The organism is Acinetobacter sp. Leaf130, from assembly GCF_001423205.1.
Lineage (GTDB): Bacteria > Pseudomonadota > Gammaproteobacteria > Pseudomonadales > Moraxellaceae > Acinetobacter > Acinetobacter calcoaceticus.
This window is the reverse complement of the sequence record NZ_LMOE01000009.1, coordinates 36,799-63,253: the sequence shown is the minus strand read 5'-3', so window position 1 is coordinate 63,253 and position 26,455 is coordinate 36,799. Positions and strand designations below refer to the sequence as shown.

General features: G+C 41.7%; 20 protein-coding genes and 2 tRNA genes. 16 read left to right on the top strand and 6 right to left on the bottom strand.

Annotation, left to right across the window (positions count from 1 at the left end):
- Positions 1-118 precede the first annotated feature (118 nt).
- Positions 119-1,480, top strand: coding sequence for an MFS transporter (locus tag ASF86_RS17355; protein WP_056484003.1), 1,362 nt, complete (start codon positions 119-121; stop codon positions 1,478-1,480).
- Positions 1,481-1,629: 149 nt separating this feature from the next.
- Here ASF86_RS17355 and abaI read toward each other — a convergent pair whose 3' ends face one another.
- Together abaI and ASF86_RS17345 are read right to left on the bottom strand one after the other, a co-directional pair.
- Positions 1,630-2,196, bottom strand: a complete 567-nt coding sequence (gene abaI / locus ASF86_RS17350) for an acyl-homoserine-lactone synthase AbaI (RefSeq protein WP_081407757.1) — start codon at positions 2,194-2,196, stop codon at positions 1,630-1,632.
- A gap of 63 nt (positions 2,197-2,259) precedes the next feature.
- Complete coding sequence (locus ASF86_RS17345; RefSeq protein ID WP_056483997.1) at positions 2,260-2,676, bottom strand: DUF4902 domain-containing protein; 417 nt, start codon at positions 2,674-2,676, stop codon at positions 2,260-2,262.
- A 635-nt stretch (positions 2,677-3,311) separates the two neighbouring features.
- Between ASF86_RS17345 and abaR the strand changes: the two genes are divergently transcribed.
- From abaR to ASF86_RS17300, 9 genes are all read left to right on the top strand, one after another.
- Positions 3,312-4,028, top strand: a complete 717-nt coding sequence (gene abaR, locus ASF86_RS17340; RefSeq protein ID WP_056483994.1) for a LuxR family transcriptional regulator AbaR — start codon at positions 3,312-3,314, stop codon at positions 4,026-4,028.
- An 838-nt stretch (positions 4,029-4,866) separates the two neighbouring features.
- Positions 4,867-6,756: a fatty acyl-AMP ligase gene (locus ASF86_RS17335; RefSeq protein ID WP_056483991.1), complete on the top strand. Its 1,890-nt coding sequence runs from the start codon at positions 4,867-4,869 to the stop codon at positions 6,754-6,756.
- A gap of 50 nt (positions 6,757-6,806) precedes the next feature.
- Positions 6,807-8,582 carry an acyl-CoA dehydrogenase gene (locus ASF86_RS17330; protein WP_081407768.1) on the top strand — a complete coding sequence of 592 codons (1,776 nt, stop codon included), beginning with the start codon at positions 6,807-6,809 and terminating at the stop codon, positions 8,580-8,582.
- Entirely contained in the window at positions 8,579-8,839 is a 261-nt protein-coding gene (locus tag ASF86_RS17325) for an acyl carrier protein (RefSeq protein ID WP_056483985.1), read from the top strand. Before ASF86_RS17330 ends, ASF86_RS17325 begins: the two co-directional genes overlap by 4 nt.
- Positions 8,836-12,795 (top strand): non-ribosomal peptide synthetase, encoded by a 3,960-nt coding sequence (locus ASF86_RS17320; protein WP_056483983.1) that lies wholly within the window; start codon positions 8,836-8,838, stop codon positions 12,793-12,795. Before ASF86_RS17325 ends, ASF86_RS17320 begins: the two co-directional genes overlap by 4 nt.
- A gap of 24 nt (positions 12,796-12,819) precedes the next feature.
- The gene (locus ASF86_RS17315) at positions 12,820-16,461 is read left to right on the top strand and encodes an outer membrane lipoprotein-sorting protein (protein WP_056483980.1); all 3,642 of its coding nucleotides are present in this window, start codon (positions 12,820-12,822) and stop codon (positions 16,459-16,461) included.
- Entirely contained in the window at positions 16,458-17,732 is a 1,275-nt protein-coding gene (locus tag ASF86_RS17310) for a hypothetical protein (RefSeq protein ID WP_056483978.1), read from the top strand. The genes ASF86_RS17315 and ASF86_RS17310 overlap by 4 nt, the downstream gene beginning before the upstream one ends.
- Before the next feature lie 53 nt (positions 17,733-17,785).
- On the top strand, positions 17,786-19,639 hold the full coding sequence (locus tag ASF86_RS17305; RefSeq protein WP_056483975.1) for an alpha/beta fold hydrolase: 1,854 nt from the start codon (positions 17,786-17,788) through the stop codon (positions 19,637-19,639).
- On the top strand, positions 19,639-20,400 hold the full coding sequence (locus tag ASF86_RS17300) for a 4'-phosphopantetheinyl transferase family protein (RefSeq protein ID WP_056483972.1): 762 nt from the start codon (positions 19,639-19,641) through the stop codon (positions 20,398-20,400). The genes ASF86_RS17305 and ASF86_RS17300 overlap by 1 nt, the downstream gene beginning before the upstream one ends.
- A 94-nt stretch (positions 20,401-20,494) precedes the next feature.
- On the opposite strand, the gene ASF86_RS17295 is transcribed toward ASF86_RS17300, so the two are convergent.
- Positions 20,495-20,570: transfer RNA gene (locus ASF86_RS17295), tRNA-Gly, on the bottom strand.
- 45 nt (positions 20,571-20,615) lie between these two features.
- Positions 20,616-20,691, bottom strand: a tRNA-Gly gene (locus tag ASF86_RS17290).
- A 230-nt stretch (positions 20,692-20,921) separates the two neighbouring features.
- Here ASF86_RS17290 and ASF86_RS17285 point away from each other — a divergent pair.
- The 5 genes from ASF86_RS17285 to ASF86_RS17265 all read left to right on the top strand — a co-directional run bounded on the left by ASF86_RS17285 (position 20,922) and on the right by ASF86_RS17265 (position 23,755).
- Positions 20,922-21,230 carry a BolA family protein gene (locus ASF86_RS17285; RefSeq protein WP_004640501.1) on the top strand — a complete coding sequence of 103 codons (309 nt, stop codon included), beginning with the start codon at positions 20,922-20,924 and terminating at the stop codon, positions 21,228-21,230.
- Between the two features lie 11 nt (positions 21,231-21,241).
- Positions 21,242-21,634 (top strand): SirB2 family protein, encoded by a 393-nt coding sequence (locus tag ASF86_RS17280; RefSeq protein ID WP_004640503.1) that lies wholly within the window; start codon positions 21,242-21,244, stop codon positions 21,632-21,634.
- Between the two features lie 76 nt (positions 21,635-21,710).
- Complete coding sequence (locus ASF86_RS17275; RefSeq protein ID WP_005037493.1) at positions 21,711-22,553, top strand: ParA family protein; 843 nt, start codon at positions 21,711-21,713, stop codon at positions 22,551-22,553.
- A 10-nt stretch (positions 22,554-22,563) separates the two neighbouring features.
- Complete coding sequence (locus ASF86_RS17270; protein ID WP_004795328.1) at positions 22,564-22,950, top strand: hypothetical protein; 387 nt, start codon at positions 22,564-22,566, stop codon at positions 22,948-22,950.
- Positions 22,951-23,164: 214 nt separating this feature from the next.
- Entirely contained in the window at positions 23,165-23,755 is a 591-nt protein-coding gene (locus ASF86_RS17265; RefSeq protein WP_056483969.1) for a LysE family translocator, read from the top strand.
- Positions 23,756-23,762: 7 nt separating this feature from the next.
- Here ASF86_RS17265 and ASF86_RS17260 read toward each other — a convergent pair whose 3' ends face one another.
- Entirely contained in the window at positions 23,763-24,404 is a 642-nt protein-coding gene (locus ASF86_RS17260) for a DedA family protein (RefSeq protein ID WP_056483966.1), read from the bottom strand.
- Between the two features lie 194 nt (positions 24,405-24,598).
- Here ASF86_RS17260 and ASF86_RS17255 point away from each other — a divergent pair, with 194 nt between their 5' ends.
- Positions 24,599-25,036, top strand: coding sequence for a DoxX family protein (locus ASF86_RS17255; RefSeq protein ID WP_003655588.1), 438 nt, complete (start codon positions 24,599-24,601; stop codon positions 25,034-25,036).
- A gap of 66 nt (positions 25,037-25,102) precedes the next feature.
- Here the strand turns inward: ASF86_RS17255 and ASF86_RS17250 are convergent, their stop codons facing one another.
- Entirely contained in the window at positions 25,103-26,320 is a 1,218-nt protein-coding gene (locus ASF86_RS17250; protein ID WP_171058524.1) for a DUF445 domain-containing protein, read from the bottom strand.
- Positions 26,321-26,455: the final 135 nt, after the last annotated feature.

The following is a 26,455-nucleotide window of genomic DNA, read 5'->3' as shown; positions in this document are numbered from 1 at the left end:
GTATTACAAAAAACAAAAAAGCTTAAGGAGATAAAGTGAGACCTGAAAATGCTTATGGTCAGGGCTGGTCATAAGCATAAAAAAGACAAAACAAGAAAATCCAAGAAAGGAAATTGCGATGCAAACAATACAAGGAAACGGTTCACATACTAAAAAGTCATCACATCGATTAGCAGGCATCTCTAGCATGGTCGGCACCACCATTGAGTGGTATGACTTCTTTATTTATGGCGCAGCAGCAGCTCTTATCTTTAATAAATTATTTTTCCCAAATCTAGATGCCCTTACGGGTGTGCTTGCTGCATTTGCCACCTATGCCGTTGGCTTTATTGGGCGTCCATTAGGTGGTTTAGTCTTTGGTCATTTTGGTGACAAGATTGGCCGTAAGTCGATGTTGTTGCTAACGTTAATGTTGATGGGGATTCCGACAGTTCTCATTGGCTTATTACCGACTTACGAGTCAATTGGTTACTGGGCTGCAATCGGTTTAGTTGTCTTGCGCTTCATTCAAGGTATGGCAATGGGTGGTGAATGGGGTGGTGCAGTGCTTATGGCCGTTGAACATGCACCTGAAGGCGGTAAAGGGTTTTGGGGAAGCTTACCTCAAGCCAGTACGGGTGGTGGCTTAATGCTAGCCTCAATCGCACTGGGACTGGTTTCGTTATTACCTGAAGAAGCACTGTTTAGCTGGGGTTGGCGTTTACCATTTCTTGCCAGCATTATTTTACTGGCAGTAGGCTGGTACATTCGAGTGAAAGTACCAGAGTCACCAGACTTTGAAAAAGTAAAACAGCAGTCCGAGGAAGTTAAAGTCCCTGCCTTACAAGTTTTTAAAAATCATCCGAAGCAGCTCATCACGATTATTTTGGCGCGTGCTGCTGAGAATGCATGGTTCTATATTGCTTCAACCTTTACGTTGGCTTACACCACTGCTCAACTTGGGATTCCACGTCAGGACATTTTATTTGCCACCATTTGCGGTGCTGTGGTCATTCTATTTATGACGCCGTTATGTGGACATTTGTCAGATAAAGTCGGTCAACGCAATATGTTTATGTTTGGTTTATGCATATTGGCACTTTATTGCTATCCATTTTTTACCATGCTCAACACTAAAGATCCGGTATTGGTCTGGACGGCAATTGTTTTAGCGATTGGTGTGGTTTTCCCGATTATGTATGCACCACAGGCTCAGCTTTTTGCTCGTCAATTTCCGGCAGAAATCCGTTATAGCGGAATCTCAATTTCGGTACAGCTAGCTGGGGTACTTGGTGGTGGTTTAGCCCCGCTAATTGCGACGAAACTTTTAAGTATCGGGCAGGGTAATCCTTACTTAATTATGATTTATATTGGATCTATGGCTATCGTTGCGATTATATCGACTTCATTTATGCCACGTGATTGGCAGACTAAAACTGATGAGGCTTACCATAAGAAATCAGAATTAAATTTGAAAACCAAAATTACTGAGCATTCTTAATATTAAGTTTAATGCTTTAAATAGAAAAAAGCCCTAATCTTTTGACTAGGGCTTTTGAAATTTAATGAGTGAAACGAGACTCGAACTCATGACCCTCATCTTTATAATTTTACAATGTCATCAATATTTCTAGACTTTGATTTAACAAACTACACTTCAATTAAGCATGCAAACATGGCATATCCATCGATAGCCATTGGCGGTCCTGCACGATGGGCGCGAAAACCCGCGGCACGTAATAACCGCTCTACCCCAAGAGGTGAGGTCGTAATGAGTTGTTTTGCACCTTGTTTTCTTGCAAAGTTGATCGCTTCTTGCAGAATAGCAATAGAGACTGGGGATGACACTGCTTGATTAGCAGAGGTCGGCGGATTCGAGAAATCTACGGCTGAAAATCTTGATAATTCCCAAATTTCTGGTGAGCAAGGAATAGGCATTCCATTCATTAATTGAGGAAATATTTCACCCAGTAAATAGGGCTGAGTCGTGGGTAGTAGTCTGGCACAGCCAATAATATTGGACTCTCTATCTTGAGCGACGACGTAAGCTGTATCGACTTTATCAAATTGATCTAGTTCTTCATTATTTGGACAGTTCAACTCCCAACCCAAATGTTCAACAAATACCTTGTAGCGATAACTTTTAAATTTGGTATATAGGACTTCTGAAAAATTGTTTTGGAATCCAGCAATAACATTCATTACAAGTGCTTCCACTTATTTTTCAGGCGACTTTACTCGACAGCTGAAAAGGTGGTAACTGTAAGAATTTACAGGTTTCTAAGAGAAATTTGGACTTAATTTAGTCTTTGTTTGCGTTGTATTGATTTGAGCATAAATGAACTGTTCCCAAAACAAAGAATCTATTTTTTTTTCGATTAATGTTTCAGTAACATCAAATCCAATATCTGTACCAGAAACATCAACAATCATGATATTGCTTCGAGGTAGTCCAATTCGCTTTAAGCTAGCAATTCCATTGTTCTCAATAAATTCCCAGTCCCATCCGGTACTTAAAGCTGGGCTCCGTGATGTTGCCCATTCAGTAAACCCACAATATAGAATTTGAGAATCTTCAATTTGTGTAGTTTCAACAATAGATAGAAGGTGCTGGAGGGGGTAATTCATAAGCTGGTTTTCATTCATCCGAATAAAACCATCTGTTGAGATTGAGAAATCAGGGGGGATTGTGACCATGCTACCTGTTCAAGTGACTTGAATTACAGTTCTATAGATAAATAACATAAATTATTGCCAACAAAATACTGTTAGCTTTTACAGGTTAGACGTAATCTGGTAGTACACAACGTTAAGTTGTTCTTTAGAAAGTACTTCGGGCAGCGAGTTTTACTTATGTAGAAATTGAGTCATCTATAGCTTCGATATGAGAGTTGCTTGTTGCAAGATTATCAATAGTTTAAGTTTTTCATATGTATTGTAGATAATATCTATCCTATTATTAAAATAATATTTTCGAGATCATTATAATTATTCTACGCTCCACCAGATAATAAATAGAAAACTTATACGGAGTGTATTGTTAGTAGAGATTATTATTTAGTTAAATTAATAGAAACATGCAAATAAGGGTAAATAATAGACTTCTTTTGAAAGTAAAAAATACTCATTTTTGGAATAAAATGCGTTCTTTATATTTGAGACTTTCAAGCATAATTCACATATGCAATATAACAACCTTAAAAGCTTTCTGAAACTAGTTTATCCAAAGAATTTATCACCCTCTCAAGCTCAAAAATGTTGTTAATTGGATTATGAATTCACTATATGCAACTAAATAAAAATGATTTATGCATGAGGTTTAATAAGAGTAAATGGAAAATTGGCAAGAAGATCTACTATCAGCATCTCTGATGGTAAAAAATGAATATCAGCTATTTGAGGTCGTCAAATCTACAGCTTTAAAGCTCGGATTTGATTATTGTGCTTATGGTATGCAGTCGCCATTATCTATTGCTGAACCAAAAACGATTATGTTGAATAATTATCCCGAAGCATGGCAGAAGCGTTATGTTAAACAACAATATGTGAGGGTAGATCCAACCGTACAGCATTGTATGCTATCACTTCAACCTCTTGTCTGGTCGAGCCAATCTGCGAACACGCAATCTCAAAAAGATTTTTGGGAGGAGGCGCGTTCTTATGGTTTAAATGTTGGTTGGGCACAGTCAAGCCGTGACTTTATTGGTACAAGGGGGATGTTAACACTAGCAAGATCCGCTGACCAATTATCAGAAAAAGAGCAGAAAGCTCAATATACCAATATGTTTTGGTTGTCTCAGACAGTGCATTCCAGCATTGCTAAAATTGTGAATGATGCAGAATTTGCTCAGTTTAATCTTTATTTAACGAACCGGGAAAAAGAGGTTCTACGTTGGACTGCGGAAGGTAAAACTTCAGCAGAGATAGCCCAGATTCTGGGGGTGGCTGAAAGAACCATAAATTTTCATCTTGGAAATTCAATGCAGAAGCTAAATGTGAATAACAAAATTTCAGCAGCTATTCGGGCTGTGATGTTAGGAATTTTGTAGGAATTCACATATAAATAATATGGAAAGTTAATATTGGGTTTTAATAAAATAAACCATTATTAGGTGTGTATTTAAAATAAAATTAATTATTTGAAAATTATTTTTTAATTTAATTAAAATGGGATTTTTATATAAAAATATTTACTTGAGAATCTGGATTTTTTAAATTTAAAGTAATGAAGTGTTTTTAATTTTTCTCTTATTTTAATATTAATAATAAATAATTTTTTTGATTAATATTCTTGCTAAAAAATAAATATTTGTATTTTTTGTATTATCTATGGATGAAATACATCGATTCTAAGTTTATATATTAGTCACGGTGCTGTACATGATTTTGAGCTATTCAAATACAATTTAAAGCAGATTCCTTTATGAGCTTTATCCTTGTAAATAAAGGCTATTAGAGGATTTTACCTGAATCTTGTATTGCTCTTAAAAAGAGAAAGCTCACAGTAAATTAGATCTTGAATACAAGATCTACAATTAAGAGAGCAACAAAATAAGAATACGAACTGGGTATAAGTTGACAGGCTAAAAACCTTGTTAAATATTATCAAAATAGATGCAAAAGATTGAATTTTAATTTCCAGATTTCACAAAATTGACTGAATAAAAATAATTTATGAAAGAGATCTAGTGTCTTCATTTTCAATAAATACAGGCCAACCTGTAAACCCTTACAGGTGTAATAAAAAACACTCGCACATAAAATATAATGTGAATTTATATTTTAAACAAAAAAAGTATATTCATTTTTTATTAAAAGCCCCAGCTAGACATGTAATTTCTGAATTAGCGAGTTTTAAGGGTGAATTATAATTAATCGGAGTAAGTTATGGCTGTAATGTGTACGGATAATATCATTGCAACTTTGGAGTCCCACGCAAATTTAAATGGAAGCAAGATTGCTTTTGAATATTTGGGACGACAATCTGGTGGTATTCAATCTCTGACGTATGCAGATCTGAACATGCGGGTTCAACATCAAGCTCAAGTATTGATGAACCTTGTAGACAGTGGCGATCGTGCCGTGTTGCTGTTCGAGCCTGGACTGGACTTTATCGTATCGTTCTTTGCTTGTCTGAAAGCTAAAATTATCGCAGTACCTGTCAGCTTGCCTTTTAATCGCAACGGTTTTTCTAATATTTTGAATATTATGAATGACTGTGAGCCAAAGATCGTACTCACAACCAAAAAGATTCTTGAGCTATCAGGTCTGATCACATTAAAAGCTCAAAATGAAAATTTAATATTGCATGCCGTTGATGCCGAATTGCAACGTGATTTGGTGGAAAAGGTTTTTCCTCTGATTTCTGAAGAAGATATCTGCTTCCTACAATACACCTCAGGATCAACAGGTTGGCCTAAAGGTGTGATCGTCACCCATAAAAATATCATGGCAAATGAAGTCATGATTGCTGAAGCTTTTGGCACACAAGCCGATGATATCGGTCTTACATGGCTACCTGTCTATCACGATATGGGATTGATCGGCTCGGTTTTACAGACCGTATATGTAGGTCTGACTTGCTATGTGATGTCACCGCTGGATTTTATCCGTAAACCTCTTAAATGGCTGCAATTCATCAGCGAGAAAGGGGTCACGATTAGTGGTGGGCCAAACTTTGCCTATGAATTGTGCCTACACCGCATCTCGGATGATGAGGCTGCATCGCTTGATCTGAGCCGTGTGCGTGTGCTGTTTAACGGTGCCGAGCCGATCAAGGCCAACGTCATGCAGCGTTTCATGGAGAAGTTCAATACTCAGTCGCAATTGAGACTAGATACTTTCTTGCCGTGCTATGGCTTGGCAGAAGTTACGCTCTTAGTCAGTGGTGTAACTGGTCCTCTCAATGCTATCTCGATAGATCGTGAAAAGTTGAATGCCAACTTGGTGCAGACCAGCCAAGATCAGACAGCTGTGCAAGTGGTGAGCTGTGGCAAGATCTCAGCACACATTGATTGCCGTATTGTCAATCCGCATACCCGCAAAGAGGTGGGGGCTGATGAAGTCGGTGAAATCTGGCTAGCAGGCGAGAGTGTCACTGCGGGTTACTGGCAGAAGCCGGAGGTCAATCAGGAAACCTTTGCTGCAACCATCCTCGATAAAGCAGGTAAGCCTAGTCAAGTGCATTACTTAAGAACTGGTGATATGGGCTTTGTCAAAAACGGAGACTTGTATGTGACCGGTCGCCTTAAGGATGTGATTATCATCCGTGGCAAAAACTATTACCCCCAAGATATCGAGTGCTCCGTCGAAGTAGCGCATCCTGCTGTCCGTAAGGGTTGTGTCGCAGCAGTGAATTTCGCTAATTCTGACGGTGTTACGGTTGTGCTTGAGATCAAGAAGAAGTCGATAGACAAGACCCTTAATTTTGAAACCATCAGAACTCAGGTTAAAGAGCAAGTGGCGGCTGATATCGGCTTGCCTGTAGAAGGTGTCTATTTACTGCATCAAGGTCGGATAAACAAGACCACCAGCGGCAAAATTAGAAGAAGAAAAATTAAAGAGCAGATCGAGCGCGGTCAACTGATCTGTTTAACACATCCAAACCGTAGAACGGTGATGGCCCGAAACTATGTCAAGAACGGCTTAGAAGTCATCCGTGATCGTGAGCAGCGGGGGCAACTGATTCGTTATAGCTCCAATCTACTCAACTCAATGATCAAGGAGCGAGAAGTGCGCGCGCTCATTTTTAATCGACTGAAAAGTGCTTTGTTTTAATCCATACCCTTTAATCATTTGAGCAAAAACTCATGTCACTTACGTCCAATTTGCGGCAGTTTCAATCTGCTGCTCGTCTGGAGCAAATTTTAGGCTCCGTACATGATACTAATAATGATTTTTCTTGGTCCGCGGCCATCGAGCGTGATGAGAAGGAGCAATACCCTCAGCGTGCCGTTGACTTTTTGAATGCTGTGGGCATGAACCGTTTTTATGTACCTTCAGAGCTCGGAGGTCGCATGGAAATTGGTGAAGAGTTGCTATATCTGCATCGCGTGCTGGCACGACGTGATCTAACGATCAATTCGACCTATAGCACGAATGCTTGGTCTGTGATCGTATGGATCGGCGGTAATCCTAATCAATGCGAAAACATCGCTAGTCGGATTTTGAGTGGTGCTGCACCAGCGCTTGCTTATAGCGAGAAAGCGCATGGAGCTGATCTGTTATCCAGTGAAGTAACTGCACAAGCTTCCGAGAGCAAGTACGTCTTAAATGGCGAAAAGTGGTCGATCAATCGTGCGACTCTAGGTGACTCTTTAAGTCTGATTGCTAAAACATCAGATGATCGTGGACCCCGTAGCTTGAGTGCATTCTGGCTTGATAAGCGTCACATGGCTTCTAAAGGAACCTATAGCCTGAACCGCTTGCCGACGGTGGGTATGCGTGGGCTAGATATTAGCGGTATTGGCTTTAACAATGCTGAAATTCACAAAGATGCCCTGATCGGTGAAGAAGGTCAGGGATTGGAGCTTGGACTCAAGACGCTACAGGTGACGCGTGCATATTGCAGCAGCTTCTCTCTAGGTGCGGGGGATACGATGCTGCGCATCGCGACCGAGTTTGCTATCGAACGCGAGTTGTATAACAAAAAAGTAATAAGCATTCCGTTGGTGCGTGAGCAACTTGCTACAGCTTATGCCTATCTATTAGCAGCTGAGGTGTTATCACTCGTTGGCGCGCGCGGGTTACATGTCTGTATCAATCAGTTCAGTACATGGTCACCTATCATCAAGGTACTCGTACCTGAGTATGTAGAGTCACTGGCCAAAATTACTTCCTCAGTGCTTGGGTCGCGTTTTTTCTTAAGAAATGCATATGCTGATGGAATGTACCAGAAAGCTTTCAGAGATCATCTGATCGTTAGTGTATTTGACGGCAGTAGTACCGTCTGTCTAGACAGCTTAAGTTTTCAGCTCAAATCTGCCAATAAAGGGCGTAGCAAAAAAGCCGACCATCTCAACCAAGCCGAAGCTAAAGCACGCTATCGCCAGTTGTATGACTTACAGGTGGAAACCGACGCTATTGATTTCCGCGAGCTTGAGATTTTCAACCGAGATGGTGACTTGGTGATGGAGTCACTGGGAACGATCATCGAGATGCTCAACGATGCTGACGTTACAGTGGGGCTGGCTGCTGAGACGCTGTCCACGCTACGTGAGCGCGCTGATCAGCTTCTTATCGAGCAGCGTACGCTAGATCAAAAAATCCAAGATTATTTCTCAAGTTCAGATGCGGCTAAAGAGTTCGAAACATTACGTTTCAGCTTAGCCCGCGACTATGCCGAGTTGTTTGCCCGCATTGCTGTGCTGGGTTTTTGGGTCTTTAACCGTCATGGCTTAAGACCTGCTTTGCAGGATGGTGCATGGCTGATCATTTTCCTAAATGCTGCTGAAGGGCAGACGTCCCCTCCAATGACATCACTACGTGAAAACACATTGGCAGATCTGCTAGACCGAATTTCAAACAACCATATGTTATCTGTCATCGATTTTGCACTGGCACCGCGTGATGCCAAACCGGTTAAAGAGGATATTACCCCATGAATAAAGATAAAGCTTACTGGAGCGAAATCATTCGTACGCTAGTAGCCAAAGAAATGCGTGTCGAGCCCCAGACTCTTGATCCACAGCAAAAATTTACCAGTTACGGTCTTGATTCTATCGTCGCTTTGTCGGTGTCTGGGGATCTAGAGGATCTAACACAACTGGAACTTGAGCCGACACTACTATGGGATTACCCAACCATTAATGCGTTGGCTGAATATATCGTTTCTCAGTTGGAGCAGGGAGTTGCTTCGTGAACAACCTTGTACGACTGGAACCTGCAATTCTATCGCGCCATGCGATTTCTGCAGAACAGCTCGGCATCTGGTATATCCAGCGGCTTGAGTCGACGTGCAGTGCCTACAATATGGTGGTGGCCTTTGATGTGAAGGTCAATCAACCATTGGGCAACAAGCCGATGGAGATTCTAGAGTCGGTAATGCATGATTATCCGCTGCTGCGTGTAAGCATGCCTGCCAATGATCAGGGTATTGAGCAACTTATCTGGGATCGCATCTATCCTAATATTATCGTGTCGGATGCCCGCCATGTCGATGCATCTGATTTGACGCAATTAGTCGAGCAGGATACGAAGCAGCCCTTTGATCTGACCCAGCCACCGCTGTGGCGTATTCATTGCTATGAGCGCGGGCAAAATCACTATGTGATTGCGGTTGTGATTCATCATGCCTTGATGGATTTCTGGTCGATTGGTCTCTTGTTGCGTGATGTCTGCAAACGTTTTGGACTAGTTACAGAGTCAGACGTAGTGAACGGAATCGAGTTTGCACAGTATGCAGATAAGCAGCAGAGCACTGTGACCGATGATGCTGATGAGAGTCTACTCTTCTGGAAAAATGCGTTGCAACATGCACCACACGTGCATAGCATTCCGCTTGATTATCCACGTCCTGCTGTGCAGCAACATAAAGGCAGCTCACTGGTTTTCCGTGTGCCTGAGTCAGTGTCGTCTGGTCTTGTGAACTTGGCGAAAGATTATGAGATCACGCTGTTTGGACTCGTACTATCTGGCTTTTATATCCTGCTACACAAACTATCGAATGAAAATGATCTCGTTATTGCCACACCAGTAGCTGGTCGACTTGAACGTTCTCTGCGCAATGCACTGGGACAGTTTGTCAATACGATTGCTATTCACATGAACATCGATGCTGATCAGACTTTACGTCAGTTTACACAGCAGGTGCAGGAACACTTAAGACAAAGTCTCAAGCATCAAAAAGTTGCCTTTTCCAGAGTGGTTGAGGCTGTTTCACCAAAGCGTGATGGCAGTATTAATCCATTGGCACAGGTGGGAATGTTCTGGGAACGTCTAGGCGGCATGGATGAGTTTAAAGAACTACTCTTGCCAATCCAGACTCCAGCGACTTTGGTTGGTCAAGACCTGACGTTAGGAAGTTTTCCGGTTCGCCAGCAAGAAGGTCAATTGGATCTTACGCTGGAAATGGGCGGTGAATATCAAGGCGAACTCGTTGGCGTACTGAAATACAACTCCGAGCTATTTTCTGCACAATCTGCCGAGAATATGGTGCAACTGCTGCAAGCTGTACTATCAGAGATGGTGGCTTATCCTGAGCGTAAGATCGTTGAGTTAGATATCGCACCTGATTATAAGGATGGTATCCAGTTCGATGCCCTACGTGGACAGGCTACTGATTATCCTCAACATGATCTATTAGGAATGCTTTTAAAGCAGATCGATGAACGTGGTGATCATCATGCTCTGACCTCGAAGGATCATGCGGTTAGCTATAGTCAGTTAGGTCAACATATCGCCGGTATTGCTGAATATTTGCGTGCGCACGGCGTTACCCGTGGTGATCGTGTAGGTCTAATGTTAGATCGCACAGCATTATTACCAGCAGCAATCCTCGGGATCTGGGCGGCAGGGGCAGCCTATGTACCACTAGATCCTAATTTCCCAAGTGAACGTCTACATAACATCATCGAAGATGCTGAACCTAAAGTAATCTTGACTCAAACCGAGTTAATGGATGCTCTTAACGTTTCTGTACCACGTTTGGATATCAATCAAGCTGGTGTTGTGCCTCTTGAGCAAGTACGCGAGACGCTTGCCTTTGGTGAGACCGCTTATGTGATGTACACCTCAGGCTCGACAGGGAAGCCAAAAGGTGTACGTATTGGGCATCCTTCAATCATCAATTTCTTGCTATCTATGAATGATAGATTGCAAGTAACGACTGAGACTCAGTTGTTAGCAATCACCACTTATGCGTTTGATATTTCAATTCTTGAGTTACTGATTCCACTGATGTACGGCGGTGTAGTACATGTTTGCCCACGTGAGGTATCACAAGACGGCAATCAATTGGTAGATTATCTAAATACTAAGTCTATCAATGTTTTGCAGGCAACACCGGCTTCTTGGAAAATGCTCTTAGACAGTGAGTGGAGCGGCAATGTAGGGTTGACTGCACTCTGTGGCGGCGAAGCGCTAGATACTATTCTGGCAGAAAAACTGCTGGGTAAAGTTGGCTGTCTCTGGAATGTTTATGGCCCGACTGAAACTACGGTATGGTCAAGTGCGGCTCGTATCACTGATGCAAAATTTATTGATTTAGGCGAACCACTGGCGAACACTCAGCTTTATGTCCTTGATGAACAGCAGCGTTTAGTCCCGCCAGGCGTTATGGGAGAGCTCTGGATTGGAGGTGATGGTCTGGCAGTCGATTACTGGCATCGACCTGAACTGACAGATGCGCAATTTAGAACTTTGCCATCTCTACCAAATGCCGGTCGACTCTATCGCACCGGAGATAAAGTCTGTCTGCGTACGGATGGACATTTAACTCATCATGGACGTCTAGATTTCCAAGTCAAGATTCGTGGATTCCGTATTGAACTAGGCGAAATCGAGAATGTTCTCAAACAGATCGACGGTATCACAGACGCAGTTGTGTTGGTTAAGACGACTACCAGCAATGATCAGAAACTGGTGGCGTATGTGACTGGACATGAGATTGACATTGCTAATCTGAAAAAGACGATGCAAATCCATCTACCAGCTTACATGGTGCCAAATACGTTTATTACATTGGACCAGTTTCCAATGACGGTTAACAATAAGCTAGATCGTAAAGCGTTTCCTGAGCCTGTGTTTGAGCAAAGCAATGATTATGTTGCGCCACGTGATCCGATTGAAATTGAACTCTGTACTACCTTTGAGCAGATTTTGTCGGTTAAACGGGTTGGTATACATGATGACTTCTTTGACTTGGGTGGACATTCATTACTGGCTGTGAAGCTTGTTAATCACCTCAAAAAAGCTTTTGGTACTGAACTATCAGTTGCTTTGCTGGCGCAATATTCCACTGTGGCGAGTCTGGGCGAGATCATTCGTGAAAATAAAGAAATTAAGCCTTCCATCGTAATTGAACTGCGCCGTGGAACTTACGAGCAACCCTTGTGGCTGTTCCATCCAATTGGTGGCAGTACCTTCTGTTATATGGAACTTTCGCGTCATCTTAATCCGAAACGTACCTTGCGTGCTATTCAGTCTCCTGGACTAATTGAAGCAGATGCAGCAGAAGTGGCAATCGAAGATATGGCGACGCTCTACATTGCTGAAATGCAAAAGACGCAGCCTGAGGGACCTTATTTCCTCGGTGGCTGGTGCTTTGGTGGTGCGATTGCATACGAGATCAGTCATCAGTTGCGTCAAATGGGGCAGCAGGTCACAGGGATTGTCATGATCGATACCCGAGCTCCAATTACAGAGAATGTGCCTGAAGATGCCGACGATGCAATGCTTTTGTCTTGGTTTGCCCGTGATCTGGCTGCGCCTTATGGCAAGAAGTTGACGATACCAGCGCAATACTTGCGTGAATTGAGTCCAGATCACATGTTTGATCATGTGCTTAAAGAAGCCAAGGCCATCAATGTTCTACCTCTAGATGCAGACCCATCAGATTTCCGACTTTACTTTGATACCTATTTGGCGAATGGCATCGCACTCCAGACCTATTTCCCAGAGCCTGAAGATTTTCCGATCCTCTTGGTTAAGGCTAAAGATGAGCTGGAAGATTTTGGCGAAAGTCTAGGTTGGGATCAATTGGTCAAAGACACATTTACACAGGTAGATCTGCCTGGTGACCATTCATCAATTATGTACGCTGAGAATGTCGTGGCTGTTGCCCAGACAATTGATCAGATGTATCCAATTCCCGCATAAGAAATACAAGAAGGTAGAACCACTATGGTGACCATAGAACATGCTTTCCTCATACCGGCCGAGATTGACAAGGTTTTCAACTATCTTGCAAACCCGGCCAATGATGCAGGCTGGCAATTGTCGTGTAAGCATTCTGAACTGCTAGACAATACTCCACGTGTGGGCAGCAAGTATGAAATCGGTTTTAGCTTTATTGGACGTGAGATGTCCTTTAAAGGTGAAATCACACATCTAGTACCGAACGAATTGTATGCGTTTAAAGTAGTGGAAGGACCTTTCCACTACACAGGTACTTACCGCTTCAAACCACATCCGGAAGGTACATGGATTGAGTGGGTGTTTGAGGCAGAGCCAGGTAGCTTTTTTGGTGTATTGCCTCCAGCGCTGCTAAAAAAAATGGTCCTCGCCCAGTTCAAGAAAGATGTTGCGAATCTTGAAGCATTGGCTCAGAAGGGTGAAGCCTATGAGTCGGTTGGTAAGCAGACGCACGAGACCAATAAACCACGCCGCAAGACTCATCAGGTGATGGAACAATATGCGCGTTGGATTCTCAAACATCGCCGTATCGTACTGACGGTGGTGATGCTTTTGACGATTGCACTGGCGTATCTCGCATCTGGCGTGAAAATTATTATTGACCCAGATGCGCTTGCCCCCAAAGGACATCCTTATATCACCTCGACCAAGCTGATAGAAAAGAAATTCGGCTCCAAGTACATGGTCGTGATTGGTATTACACCGAAGCAGGGTGATATTTATCAGCCGCAAGTGTTAGAAAAAGTCAAACGCATTACCGAAGAAGTGGATAATGCACCGGGTGTGGTTCGATCTACTCTGATGAGTCTGGCTGCACGTCAGGCCAAAGGGATCACGGCCAATTCGGATGGATTTGATGCTAAGAAACTACTGCCGAACAGTTCTGTGACCGAAGGTGATGTCGATCACCTGAAAAAACTGTTGGCGCTGAATCCAATCTACATGAATTCGGTCGTATCTAAAGATCAGAAAACTGCTGCTATTTTGCTTGAGCTTGAGGAAAGTCCAGAGGGCTTCCAAAAGATGATGGGCCCAATCAACAAAATCGTAGCGGCTGAACAGTCTAAGGATATGACTATCAGTGTCGGCGGCAATCCTGTTTATTTGGATAAAGCTGAAGATTACTCTAAACGGATCAATATCTTGTTCCCGATTGCGATACTGGTCATTGGGTTATTGCACTTCGAAGCATTCCGCAGTAAGCAGGGTTTGATCCTTCCACTAGTTACAGCTTTACTGGCTGTGGCATGGGGTATGGGGATGATGGGTCTGTTCAAACAGCCAATGGATATCTTTAACTCTCCTACACCTATTCTGATTCTGGCCATTGCGGCAGGGCACGCCGTGCAGTTGCTCAAGCGATACTATGAAGACTTTGATCGACTGACTGCCCAAGGTATGGAACCTAAAGCTGCGAATAGCGAAGCCGTGGTGCAGTCTATGGTTCGTGTTGGTCCGGTTATGATATTGGCTGGCGGAATTGCAGCGGCTGGATTCTTCTCGCTGTTGACCTTTAATATTCCGACCATCCGTTCATTCGGTATTTTTACAGGAATCGGGATCATCAGTACGCTGATCATTGAGATGACTTTTATTCCTGTACTTCGCTCGATGCTACCACCGCCTTCGGTTACCAAGGTCGCACGTAAAGGTTTACCGATCTGGGACTGGATTCCAAAACGCATTGGCGATGTCATTTTGTCAGTTCGTCCGCGAATGATGCTAATGACGGTGATTGCAGTACTGGGCGTCTTTCTTGCTATTGGCACAAGCCGTATTGTGGTAGATAACGATAGCCGTAACTTCTTCTCGCGCGACCTACCAATGCAGCAAGATGACAGATTTCTGAATCAGTCTCTTGGCGGTACAAATAGTCTCTACATCATGGTCGATACAAAGGTTCGTGATGGTATTGAAAATCCAGAAATTCTAAAAGCGATTGATAATACAGAAAAGTTCGCGAATTCAATTCCAGAGGTCGGTAAAACCATCTCTATCGTGGACTATATCAAGAGAATGAATCAGGCAATGAATGCCGATCAGCCACAGGCATTTCAGGTTCCAGCAACCAAAGATGTTGTTGCTCAGTATCTGCTGTTGTATTCAATGTCTGGTGAACCGACTGATTTTGAATCTTACATTGATACGACTCAGCGCTATGCCAAGATCACGATTCTGTTAAAAACAGGTAGTAATCATCGTATCAAAGAAATCCTTGAGTCGCTAAAAACGTATATGGCGGGTCAATTGGGTGATAAAGCTGTCGTGAGTTTTGGTGGTGATGTGACTCAGACCATTGCTTTGACTGAAACAATGGTTCACGGCAAGCTCATGAATATTCTACAGATTTCATTTGCCGTATTCTTTATCTCAGCGCTGGTTTTCCGTTCGCTCTCTGCGGGACTCATTGTCCTGACGCCACTTCTGTTCTCGATTCTTGCGATCTTTGGTGTGATGGGCTGGCTCGACATTCCGCTCAATATTCCGAACTCCCTCATCTCGGCCATGGCTGTGGGTATTGGTGCAGATTATGCCATTTACTTCCTCTATCGCTTGCGTGAAATCTTGCGCGAAGAAGGGGGCGATATCAAAGATGCTATTCGTAAAACTTTAAGTACTGCTGGTAAGGCCTCTCTTTTTGTCGCGACTGCGGTTGCTGGTGGTTACGGTGTGCTGTCCTTGTCGCAAGGCTTCCACGTCCATCAATGGCTAGCGATGTTTATTGTGATTGCGATGCTTTTCAGTGTATTTGCAACCTTAATTATGGTACCTACAATGATTCTAATCTTGAAACCTCGTTTTATCTTTCCCTCAAATAAGAAGAACATTACCGTTGCACAAACTGTCGTGACAAGCCTTTTGTTGGGTACGGCGCTCACAATGTCGATGCCTAAAACATCTTATGCAGATGAAGTTCAAGACATTGTTAATCGTAGTGACGATGCTTCTAAATTTCTGAGCTCAACTGCCAGTGCCAAGTTTGTGTTGACCTCTAAAAATGGCGATCAACGTGTACGTCTGACTAAAAACATGACCAAACTGGCTGGGAATACTCAGAACAATATGCGTTTGACAGAGTTCATCTCGCCTGCAGATGTACAGGGGACCACGACGCTGTTAATTGAGAACTCAAAAGGCAGTGATAGCATGTTTGTCTATCTGCCTGCCTTGAAAAAAGTGCGCCGTCTTGCATCGGCGAATAAGGGTGATGCTTTTATTGGTACGGACTTTAGTTATGGTGATGTACTTGGCTATAAGTTAAGTGACTGGAAGTACACTAAACTTGCAGATGGCAAATTTAATGGCAAAGATTGCTACATGATTGAAGCAACGCCAATCAATAATACTGTGAAGAGTGACTTTGGTTATAGCAAACGTCGCATGTGCATACTCAAAGACAACTTTGTTACAGCAACCATCGACATTTGGGATACTGCAGGTAAGCCGTTAAAGCATATTGAGTTCACGGATATCCGCCCTTATGGCAAAGTGAAACCGAGATGGCAGGCCATGAAATCTATGGCAAAGAATCTGCAAACTCAGCATATGACACAAGTTATCGTCAGTGATTTTGCCGCAGAAAAAACCTTATCTGATAAGATTTTCTCACCGCAGAGTCTTGAAAAATGATGCAAGGTACCTATTGGGTATTTGCATGCTGCAGTAGCTTTATGCTACTGCAGCATGCTCATGCAGATGACAGCGAAATTAGTTTTGTGAGCCAGAACTCAGCCAGATTCGATGTTTGGTCATCGGGTCGTGATCTAAGCTCGTTAAAAAACATTGGGCAAGCAAGTTTCTGGTCCAATGGTACCCTCAAGTTTAACCCTGAGTTTAAGATCCATTACGACATAAATATTGGAGACGAAACGGACCACACTGTAAATCCAGATCAGGTGAGTAAGGTGAATCGCAACTTACGTGAGTTGTACGCATCTTATAACTGGGATCAGACGTTTTATCTCGACGTTGGTCGCCAAATTGTAGTCTGGGGGAGAGCTGACGGGATTAACCCAACGGATAACCTATCGCCGCGTGACTATACGCGTCTAGTGCCAGATGAGACAGATCAACGTCTTGGAAATGATGCTCTCAAATTGACGTATATTCCTGAATCTGGAACCAATAAATGGACGGCATTGTGGTATCCGCGTAGTCGTTCAGATGTGATTCCATTACGTCAGATTTCTGGTGTTCAGTATGACATAGACCGTAAGAGCCGCCCTGCGTTTGCAATGCGTTGGGATTATTCTGTGGATGGTCTAGATGTTGGGGCATCGTATTTTTCAGGTTTGGATCATATGCCCGATTTGTCAGTTCTTTCAGCATCTCCAACAGGGGAGGCAACATTGCAACTGAAAAATAATCCGATGTCCGTCTATGGCTTTGATTTCAGTTATAACCATAAAGATCTCGTGTGGCGAGGTGAAGCTGCGTATACAAAGACAGACTCGGATGGTAGCGAAGATCTTTCACATAAGAAAAATAATTTAACTGTGGTCATGGGACCGGAATTGTCATTAAAGAACTCCACGCTGAGTTTAGTAGGCGTGTACAAACATACGGAGGACTTCAGATCTGCCGACAGTCTAACAAATCCATCATTGAGAACAGTTTACCGTTATCAGCAAACAATCAGTGACCAATATGAGCAGGATCAGTATGGAGCTATGCTGCGCTATGCACTTAATTTGCTGAACGATAATCTAAAGCTGGAAGTAACAGGATTCTATTTTGCACCAGAGCCTAATGAATTGTTGAGAGTACGTATTAATTACAGCCTCAATGATCACTGGCAGTTGAATGCAGGTGGAGATCGCTTCTGGGGTAAAAATGATACGGTGTTAGGACAATTTAGAGATAACAGTCTGGTGTATGCCCAGATTCGATATAATTTTTAAGATAATTCGCTCCAAAACAATGCTGGAGTGCCCAGTCCCTAATAAGGTGATTTATGGATAATTTAAATAACGCAAAAAAAGATAATTTTTCACGGAAGACCATATTAGTAACAGGTGCAGCAGGTTTTATTGGCAGCAGATTGATTGTTGAACTTTTACGTGAAGGTCATCAGGTGATTGCTGCGCTGCGTAATGCCGCAACCAAGAAAGATAAGCTGTTAGGTTTCATTACAACGCAAGGATTAGTTGATCCATCTATTTCATTTGTTGAATATGATTTAAGCCGTGATTTTAAGCTGGACTCTCTGCTAGCGGATGCTCAGGCAAAGATCCATGTTGTCTATCATCTTGCTGCTTCATTTAATTGGGGCATTAGCAAAGCTGAAGCAGAGCGTACGAACATTAAATCAGGACTCGCTTTGATTGAATGGGCTGCAACATTGAAGCAGCTTGAGCGATTTATCTGGATTGGCGGATATCGTGTGGCTGCTCCACCGCAAGAGTCGGCTGATGAGTTGTATTGCAAACATGGTGGCTATGAAGCTTCGAAAATTTTGGGTTATCAAGCTTTCATTGAGGCCTGTAAGCGTTTAAATGTGCCATGGACTGCAATAAATCCAGCGACAGTCATTGATGGTTTCTATACATATGGCGATATGCAGTATATAGGTGTCGCCGACATGATTGATAAGCTATATCAGGGCCGCTTGCTGGCATTGCCAGGTGGGCGTGATACATTCCTGCCGCTGTGCAATATGCAGTATATCGTGAGCTTTCTGATCCGAACGATGTCTTATCCTGAGACCATTGCTCAGGAGTATATGTTGCTTGATCCTGCGACACCGAAATTTCATAGCTTAGTTCACCTAGCTGCCGAGCACTTAGGAGTCAGCTCACCACATTTACAAGTACCCAAAGGTCTGCTCGAGAAATTACCTGAGGTATTACTTGACGGTTCTAAAGAGCAACTCTCTTTCATTTCTACCGAGCACTATCATGTTGCTGGGGCAGAGGCGATGGCGGCGAAGATGGGTATCGCTGACCTGATCAATATCAGTCCTTATTTCTCTCGCTGGATTGATCGCTTGGTTCTTACACGTTTTGGTCGCATGCAAGTACCTACACCTAGTGGTTTTGGCTATCAGAGTCGATATTGGACAGAAATTTATACTAAACAGCCAGTTAAATCAGAAAAATCATCTGCACTATTTTTACATGGGATTCCATTCGATAGTGCATGCTGGTCTCCAATCATCAATAAAATTACATATGATCAGGTGGCTATGATGGACCTCCCTGGTCTTGGGCGTTCAGGCAGTTATGAGATGATGGAAGACAACAACCATCAATTTATTGATGCCGCTGCAAAGCTTTTAGCGCCAAATAGTGTTGTTATTGCACACTCGCTAGGGTGTCTCTTTGCATTGAATCTTGCAAAGAAATATCCAGATAAAGTTGCACGCCTTATCCTCATATCGCCTTATTTTGTTCAGGCGCAGGCCGCTAAAATGTTTCAGATACAAGCTATATCTAATCTGATTTTCCGTTTTGTGCCAAAAGATATGATTGCTAAAGACCTACATCCAGATGGACAACAAAATCCGTCTGTTGGTTATGCAATGGATTCTTTACGTCGAGTGTCGGTAGCCAAGCATATTAGTGAGTATATGCACCGTATTAGTTTGCCGCAGCAGCGAGCAACTCAGACAGCTTTGTTAAATGAACTTAGTTCTAAAGTTGAAATCATTGTGGGAGATAAAGATCCAATTGTTACCACAATAAGCGCAGATATCCCTATACATATTATCGCTGGTGCAGGCCATAATCCACACGTTACACATGTAGATGCGGTTTCTGACTATCTCGCACCTGTTCTGACGAAATACATCAGCACTACAGCTTCCTAATGCCTGATCGTGCCCAAGTACAGGTTTATGTCTGCCCAGTTTCACGGGTACCACAAGATCATTTGGTATTAAGTCATTATCTCGGCTTTCTCAACGAGGCAGAAAAGCTGAGATATGATCAATATCACCCTAAAGCGGCTCGTCTTTTCTTGATCTCTCGTGTGTTAGTGAAGTCTGTGTTGGCAGATAAACTAGGTATTGCACCCTATGAGGTCAACCTCCAATTACATCCCAACGGCAAGCCTTTTGTACAAGGCAGCAAGGCTGTGTATTTTAATCTTACTCACTCAGCAGACGTTATTATCCTTGCTGTGACTGAAGAAGGGGAAATAGGAGTTGATATTGAACGAGTGGATCGTGAGTTCGATTGGACGCGTGTGGATAGTGTGTTAGCACCAAGTGAAATTGAATGGATTAAGGGGAATGAACTGATTGATCCATTCAGTGTATATCAGCGGTTTTTTCAAATTTGGACGTTAAAAGAGGCTTATATCAAATGTACTGGCGATGGAATGAGTCGTCATTTAAAGATGCTCAACTTTCATGTGTTGTCCGAACGTATACAGTTTCTCGACTCAACCAATAATGCTCAAAAAACAGAAGAGTATTATTTTGAAAGCTATATCTACGATTCTAACTTCATCTTTTCCATATGCTTACAGCAGAGCCACAATATAGAATGCTTTAATCTAGATTGTTTTCAATTATTACCATTTATATCTATGAATCGGATAACCCCAACACCTTGCAAATATAACTAGATTGAATCACTACAATTGGTGATTTTAAACGTATAGATATATAAAGAAATCAAAAGAAAAAAGCCCCAGTCTTTCGACTAGGGCTTTTTAAATTTGGAGCGGGAAACGAGACTCGAACTCGCGACCCCAACCTTGGCAAGGTTATGCTCTACCAACTGAGCTATTCCCGCATATATAAGCAGTTTTTACGAAAACTTTCTCAAAAAAAACCAATTTGGAGCGGGAAACGAGACTCGAACTCGCGACCCCAACCTTGGCAAGGTTATGCTCTACCAACTGAGCTATTCCCGCGTGCCGCTTATAATACATTAAGCGAAACATGGGTCAACAACTTTATGCAAATAATTATGCTGATTGCATAAAATAAAAACAGAAATGAGTATTTAGAAGTATTTTTATCGATAAGTTGCCGAATAAATAGACATTTTGTTTGAAGCCAAAGCGTACAAGAGCAACTTTTGTTTGTGTGCAGACAGGGTATACTAGGTTCAAATATACGAATAATCGTAAAAGGAAAAGCTATGAGCCTTGAACAACAATTGATTGAACGGTTACAGACCCTTGCACCCAGCCATTTGGAAGTCATCAATGAATCTGCCGGACACGGTGGTTATTTCCCGGGTAAAGAATCACATTTTAAAGTGATTGTAGTGAGCGATGAATTTAATGGATTGCGTTTGGTTCAACGTCATCAAAAAGTTTATGCCTTAGCTTCAGACTTAATGAATCCAGGACAAATTCATGCTTTAGCAATTCATGCTTATTTACCAAGTGAGTGGCAAGGTCAGGCACCCGCTAGCCCAGAATGTGCTCATGCACCTAAAAGTTAAGGGCTAATTTCATGGATGCACATTTACTGACTAAAATTATTCACATGACCGCGGTGGCTGCCGCCCTTATGGTTTTTGTATTACGCGCTTCGACTCTTTTTGTGGGTGTGCAAGGCGAACAACCAAATCCGGCGGGACGTAAAATATTAGTTGCCTTACAACATCTATCATTTACCGTAGTTTTTATTACTGGCGCAATTTTATTGGTTATGAAAGACTTTCAGGTACAGCCGTGGTTTTACGCTAAAATTATTCTATTTTTAGTCTTATTATCTTCCCTTATGAAAGCCTTTAAAAAAGATGACACTCTTTTATTAGCGCAACGTAGGGCGGGTTTAATGATTAGCGCTATCGCATTTATTGCTATTATTATTTTAGTGATTGTGAAGCCTGTTTTTGCTTAATTGTTCTACATTCTTTGCCTTTTTGCTTAAGCTCTAGGTTAAACTGCGTACAGTAAAAAAATATGCAGAGGGAAACATGTTAACTCGTGTGGTGTTTAACCAAAAAGGCGGTGTAGGGAAATCAAGTATTACTGTAAATTTGGCCGCAATTAGTGCCAAGCATGGCTTAAGGACATTGGTCATTGATCTTGATCCTCAAGCCAACTCTAGTCAGTACCTTTTAGGGGATGACGCAACCTATTCTGCTGAAAAATCAATTTTAGAACCAAATATCGAAAATTTCTTTGATGATGTGTTGGGAAACAATCAACAAAAGGGTTTAATCGGTAATGCATTAGGTTCGATTTTAAAAGCCCCGCGAAATAAAGATATTGATAGCTTTGTACATTCAACTCCTTTTGCAAAATTAGACGTGCTTCCTGCCAGCCCAACACTTGGTGCTCTTGAACATGCACTTGAAAGTAAACATAAAATTTATAAATTACGTGATTCAATTCAAAACTTAATTGGACGATATGATCGTATCTATATAGATACACCACCTGCATTTAACTTTTTTACTTTGTCAGCACTGATAGCAGCAGATAAAGTCTTAATTCCCTTCGATTGTGATGTCTTTTCAAAGCGCGCGTTACAAACATTGATTGAAAATGTTCTCGAAACGCAAGATGATCATAATGATCGCTTGGAAATTGAAGGAATTGTCGTCAACCAATTTCAAGCTCAAGCAAAATTACCTCGGGAAGTGGTTCAGCAGTTGAAAGATGAAGGGTTGCCTGTACTTAATAGCATGTTACCGCCTTCGGTTTTAATGAAAGAATCGCATCAGAAAAATTTACCTTTGGCTCATTTGGCACCAGAACATAAATTGACTCAAGCTTATGAGACATTGTTTGGTGAAATTGAGCCAAAACGATAAGAGAAAAATGATGAAAGGCTTATATATTGCGCCTTTGGTGGCAGCCACTTTATTACTAGGCGCTTGTGCGACGACGGTAAAACCGACTTACGTGTCTCCGACTCAATATCAATCTTTGGGCTGTCAGCAGCTACAAAGTGAATATAACCGTATCCAACAATATATCGACAATGGTGTCCAAACTCCGAAAAGTACCGGTATGGGTGTTGGACTTGGACTAGGTGGCGGCTGGGGACGAGGCGGTTGGGGATTCGGTCCATCCATCTCTGTCAATATGGGACAATCTTCTTCAACCAAAAATACTGAACTTTCACGTGTTTTAGGTCAGCAAGAAGCAATAGTTCAGGCTGCTCAATTCAAAAATTGTCCAATTATTGTTCGAAAAAAGACCAATTAGTAGCCAATTTCGCATCACAATATGCTAGTTAAGGCATATTGTGATGAATAAAGTTTAGCAAAATGTTTCATAATAAAATTAATATAAATCAATACATTTTAAATTTTCAAGCTTCATAAATCCTGTATTTTATATAATCAAAAGCCCTCATCAACTTGCTATATTTTGCCTATTTCGTTTAAGGTGGCCCCATCTTGGATGTTGTGGAAATTTTATGATTGAGAGTTGGTTTTTTGTATTGGCAATGTTGGCTGTTTTGCTCATTCCGGGGCCGACAAATGCTTTACTTGCAACCGCTGCTCATTCTCAGGGTTTATCTAAAGCATTCTGGCTTATTCCAATGGAATGGTTAGGCTATGCCTACGGTATTAGCTTTTGGGCTGTATTTATTCATTTAGCTGCTCCAATTTGGCCAGCACTACTGCTCATTTTGCATATTACGAGTGTACTTTATGTATTCTGGCTTGCTTTTCACTTATGGAAGAACACCCATTTACAACAGTTCAGTCAAAGTCATCGTAATATTCGACCACGTCAATTATTCTTATCTACCTTAAAAAATCCTAAAGCTTTGTTGTTTGCAGCGGGTATCTTTCCTGCTGAAGCATGGAATTCGCCTGAAAATTTTCTCATAGTGTTTGGTGTTTTTACATTAATCCTAATTCCGGCTGCAAGTTTCTGGATGATTTTTGGACGAGCATTGTTAACGGGTCCAATCAAAAAAATAAAAGCCGATCATTTATATAAAGGATCGGCCATGTTACTTATTTTATGTATGCTTCCAGTAGTATTCCGGTTTTTCTAAATTAATCTCAAACGTTGGCTTTTCGATTTTTTAGTTTTTCACGTATAAATGCGATGATGCCTGGTAAAACGCTAATAATAATGATGCCAAAAATAAGGTGGGTAAAATTATCTTTAACGATTGGCATATTTCCAAATAAGTAGCCTAAAGTTACAAAAGAAGCGACCCAACAGAATGCGCCCATAATGTTATAAGTTAGGAAAAACTTATAGTTCATGCTACCAGCCCCAGCAACAAAAGGTGCAAAGGTACGGGCAAATGGTATGAAACGAGCAAAGATAATGGTTTTGCCGCCATGACGAGCAAAGAATTCTTGAGTTTTAACTAAGTGCTGTTTATTGATGAATCGAGAGTTCATTTCAAACACACGTGGACCGATAAAACGTCCAATATGGTAGTTTACCGTGTCACCTAAAACGGCAGCAATGAAGAGTAGAGTGCCTAATACCCATGGATCCATCGCACCTGTAGATGCAGCTAAAGCACCTGCCGCGAATAGCAAACTATCTCCCGGCAAGAACGGCATAACCACTAAACCGGTTTCAACAAAAATAATTAAAAATAGAATGCCATAAATCCACGTCCCATAATTTATAATAAATTCGGCGAGATGTTGATCAACGTGTAGAATAAAATCAAGAAGTTCCATGATAAGAGCAAGTGGTAAACCGTGCTCAAATCCTAGCAGTGAGCCTATAGAAAGTCAGTATAAAACATCAAAAAAATACAAATTGATCATCTCATTTATGCAACGATATATATGGATTTTGAGTATTTAATTATCAATGTCTCAAACCTAGAATGAGCTCATCAATAAATAAGCATTTAAATAAAGGTGGCAATATGTTTAATCCAAATGTAGTGGTCAAAAATATCGTAACGCAATCAGGCGCAGACAGTTTCATTAGCCTTGTTGCGCGTCTTCTTATCGCCTATATCTTCCTTGTTGCGGGTTGGGGGAAAATTACTGGTTATGCAGCAACTGCTGGATATATGGAAGCAATGGGAGTTCCAGCTGGAATTCTTCCTTTAGTTATCTTGGTTGAGTTCGGTGGTGGTTTAGCCTTGTTATTTGGTTTTCAAGCACGCTTTGCGGCTTTTGGGCTTGGGATCTTTAGTATTCTTACTGCTTTTTTATTCCACCAAGGCGGTGCTGATGCAGCGGCGCAATATAACAATGGCATTCATTTTATGAAAAATCTTGCAATGGCAGGTGGCTTATTCTTCTTGATGCTTCATGGTGCTGGTCGTATTAGTCTGGATCATGCAATCGAGAAATAATATTTAAGACAAAATAAAAACCGGATGATCAATTCATCCGGTTTTTTTATTTCTATGATTTGAAAATTAGAGCATGAACTGGATTTGTAATTCCCCGACAACAAAACCAAGTACTGCACCAACTGCAATGAGTGCCCACTCATCTTCTTTAAATGCAGGGCGTAACATGCCTTCAAATTCAGAAGGCGTTAATTTCTGCATGCGTTCAATTAAAGTACTACGAATATTCATGGCATCTTCTGCATAAGACTCTACGTATTTCATAGTCTCTGGAAGCCGTTGCATAATTCGTTCAGCAACTTGCGATTTCATATCCTGATATTTTTCTCCGCCAATTGCATATACGACCAACGGGCGAATAACGCCTGCTTGCATATCAATTTCTTGTTTTACATGACGGTTAACCAGATCAATAACACGATCAGAATGTGTACCAGAAAATAATTCTTCCATCATATGACGTGAAGTCAGAAGCTGTTTAGAAATGAGCGCAGCATAGTCGGCTGCAACTTCATTTTGACGTTTGATAAATAAACCTTGCCATGTATAACCCAATATTTTTTTAGGATAAAGTGGTCTAAACATCATTTGTAGTGCAATCCAGTCACTGAAAAAACCCACAAAGCCGCCAAACATTGGAAGCATCCACGGGTATTTTCCTTGCGTGACGATCCAGCAAAACATTTGGATCACACCAATACCAAAACCGAAGAAAAATCCGACATTACTGAAAAATTTAAATTCCTGTTTTCCTACTCGTTTAAAAATATTATTGAGTAGGCGCTTATCTTTAAGCAAGTTGCTAATAACCAGATGTTTAATATCAAAATATCGGTTCACATCACGTTGTACTTCACCCATGATATGTTCAACAATCTCGGGTGCTTTTGATTGCACACGACGAATCAGTCTTTGGCGCGCAAACTCTGGCATGCCTTCCCATAACCCAGGCTGATATTCTTGCGCAACATCACGGGTAATATCTTCAGCTGCGGCAAGTAGTGGTTTTTCTATTTCTTTAGCAATACGTTTAGGATCTAGGCGGGCAAAAATTTCTTCAGGTTTAATGAGCTTGGCTGTCATCAGTTCAACAGCAATTGTTGCCATTTTCTCGGCTTTGCGTGGCACGATGCCTTGCCAACCTAGAAATGGTTTAATGCCTTTAAATTCAAGTGGCGAAAACATCATTTGAATGGCAATCACTTTGGTGATATAGCCAATTAAACCACTCATAAAAGGAATAGAGATATACAACCAAAAATGTTGCTGGAAATCTGCAATCATAGTTTGAAGCATTGTTGTTCCTTGGATTTCTATTGATTTTGATAGGGGGCAACAAGCCATAAAAATGGATAATTGTTTAAACACAGACAAATATCGCTTATGGTATTTACCTTTCCATGGTAATGCCTGTTTTAT

Excerpts from the sequence above, each read along its gene's own strand:
- ASF86_RS17250 (WP_171058524.1), bottom strand. The coding sequence starts at position 26,320 with ATGATTGCAGATTTCCAGCAACATTTTTGGTTGTATATCTCTATTCCT.
- ASF86_RS17270 (WP_004795328.1), top strand. The coding sequence starts at position 22,564 with ATGAAAGGCTTATATATTGCGCCTTTGGTGGCAGCCACTTTATTACTA.
- ASF86_RS17300 (WP_056483972.1), top strand. The coding sequence starts at position 19,639 with ATGCCTGATCGTGCCCAAGTACAGGTTTATGTCTGCCCAGTTTCACGG.
- ASF86_RS17355 (WP_056484003.1), top strand. The coding sequence starts at position 119 with ATGCAAACAATACAAGGAAACGGTTCACATACTAAAAAGTCATCACAT.
- ASF86_RS17315 (WP_056483980.1), top strand. The coding sequence starts at position 12,820 with ATGGTGACCATAGAACATGCTTTCCTCATACCGGCCGAGATTGACAAG.
- ASF86_RS17335 (WP_056483991.1), top strand. The coding sequence starts at position 4,867 with ATGGCTGTAATGTGTACGGATAATATCATTGCAACTTTGGAGTCCCAC.
- ASF86_RS17345 (WP_056483997.1), bottom strand. The coding sequence starts at position 2,676 with ATGGTCACAATCCCCCCTGATTTCTCAATCTCAACAGATGGTTTTATT.
- ASF86_RS17280 (WP_004640503.1), top strand. The coding sequence starts at position 21,242 with ATGGATGCACATTTACTGACTAAAATTATTCACATGACCGCGGTGGCT.
- ASF86_RS17305 (WP_056483975.1), top strand. The coding sequence starts at position 17,786 with ATGGATAATTTAAATAACGCAAAAAAAGATAATTTTTCACGGAAGACC.
- ASF86_RS17275 (WP_005037493.1), top strand. The coding sequence starts at position 21,711 with ATGTTAACTCGTGTGGTGTTTAACCAAAAAGGCGGTGTAGGGAAATCA.
- abaR (WP_056483994.1), top strand. The coding sequence starts at position 3,312 with ATGGAAAATTGGCAAGAAGATCTACTATCAGCATCTCTGATGGTAAAA.
- ASF86_RS17265 (WP_056483969.1), top strand. The coding sequence starts at position 23,165 with ATGATTGAGAGTTGGTTTTTTGTATTGGCAATGTTGGCTGTTTTGCTC.
- ASF86_RS17255 (WP_003655588.1), top strand. The coding sequence starts at position 24,599 with ATGTTTAATCCAAATGTAGTGGTCAAAAATATCGTAACGCAATCAGGC.
- ASF86_RS17285 (WP_004640501.1), top strand. The coding sequence starts at position 20,922 with ATGAGCCTTGAACAACAATTGATTGAACGGTTACAGACCCTTGCACCC.
- ASF86_RS17260 (WP_056483966.1), bottom strand. The coding sequence starts at position 24,404 with ATGGAACTTCTTGATTTTATTCTACACGTTGATCAACATCTCGCCGAA.
- ASF86_RS17325 (WP_056483985.1), top strand. The coding sequence starts at position 8,579 with ATGAATAAAGATAAAGCTTACTGGAGCGAAATCATTCGTACGCTAGTA.
- ASF86_RS17310 (WP_056483978.1), top strand. The coding sequence starts at position 16,458 with ATGATGCAAGGTACCTATTGGGTATTTGCATGCTGCAGTAGCTTTATG.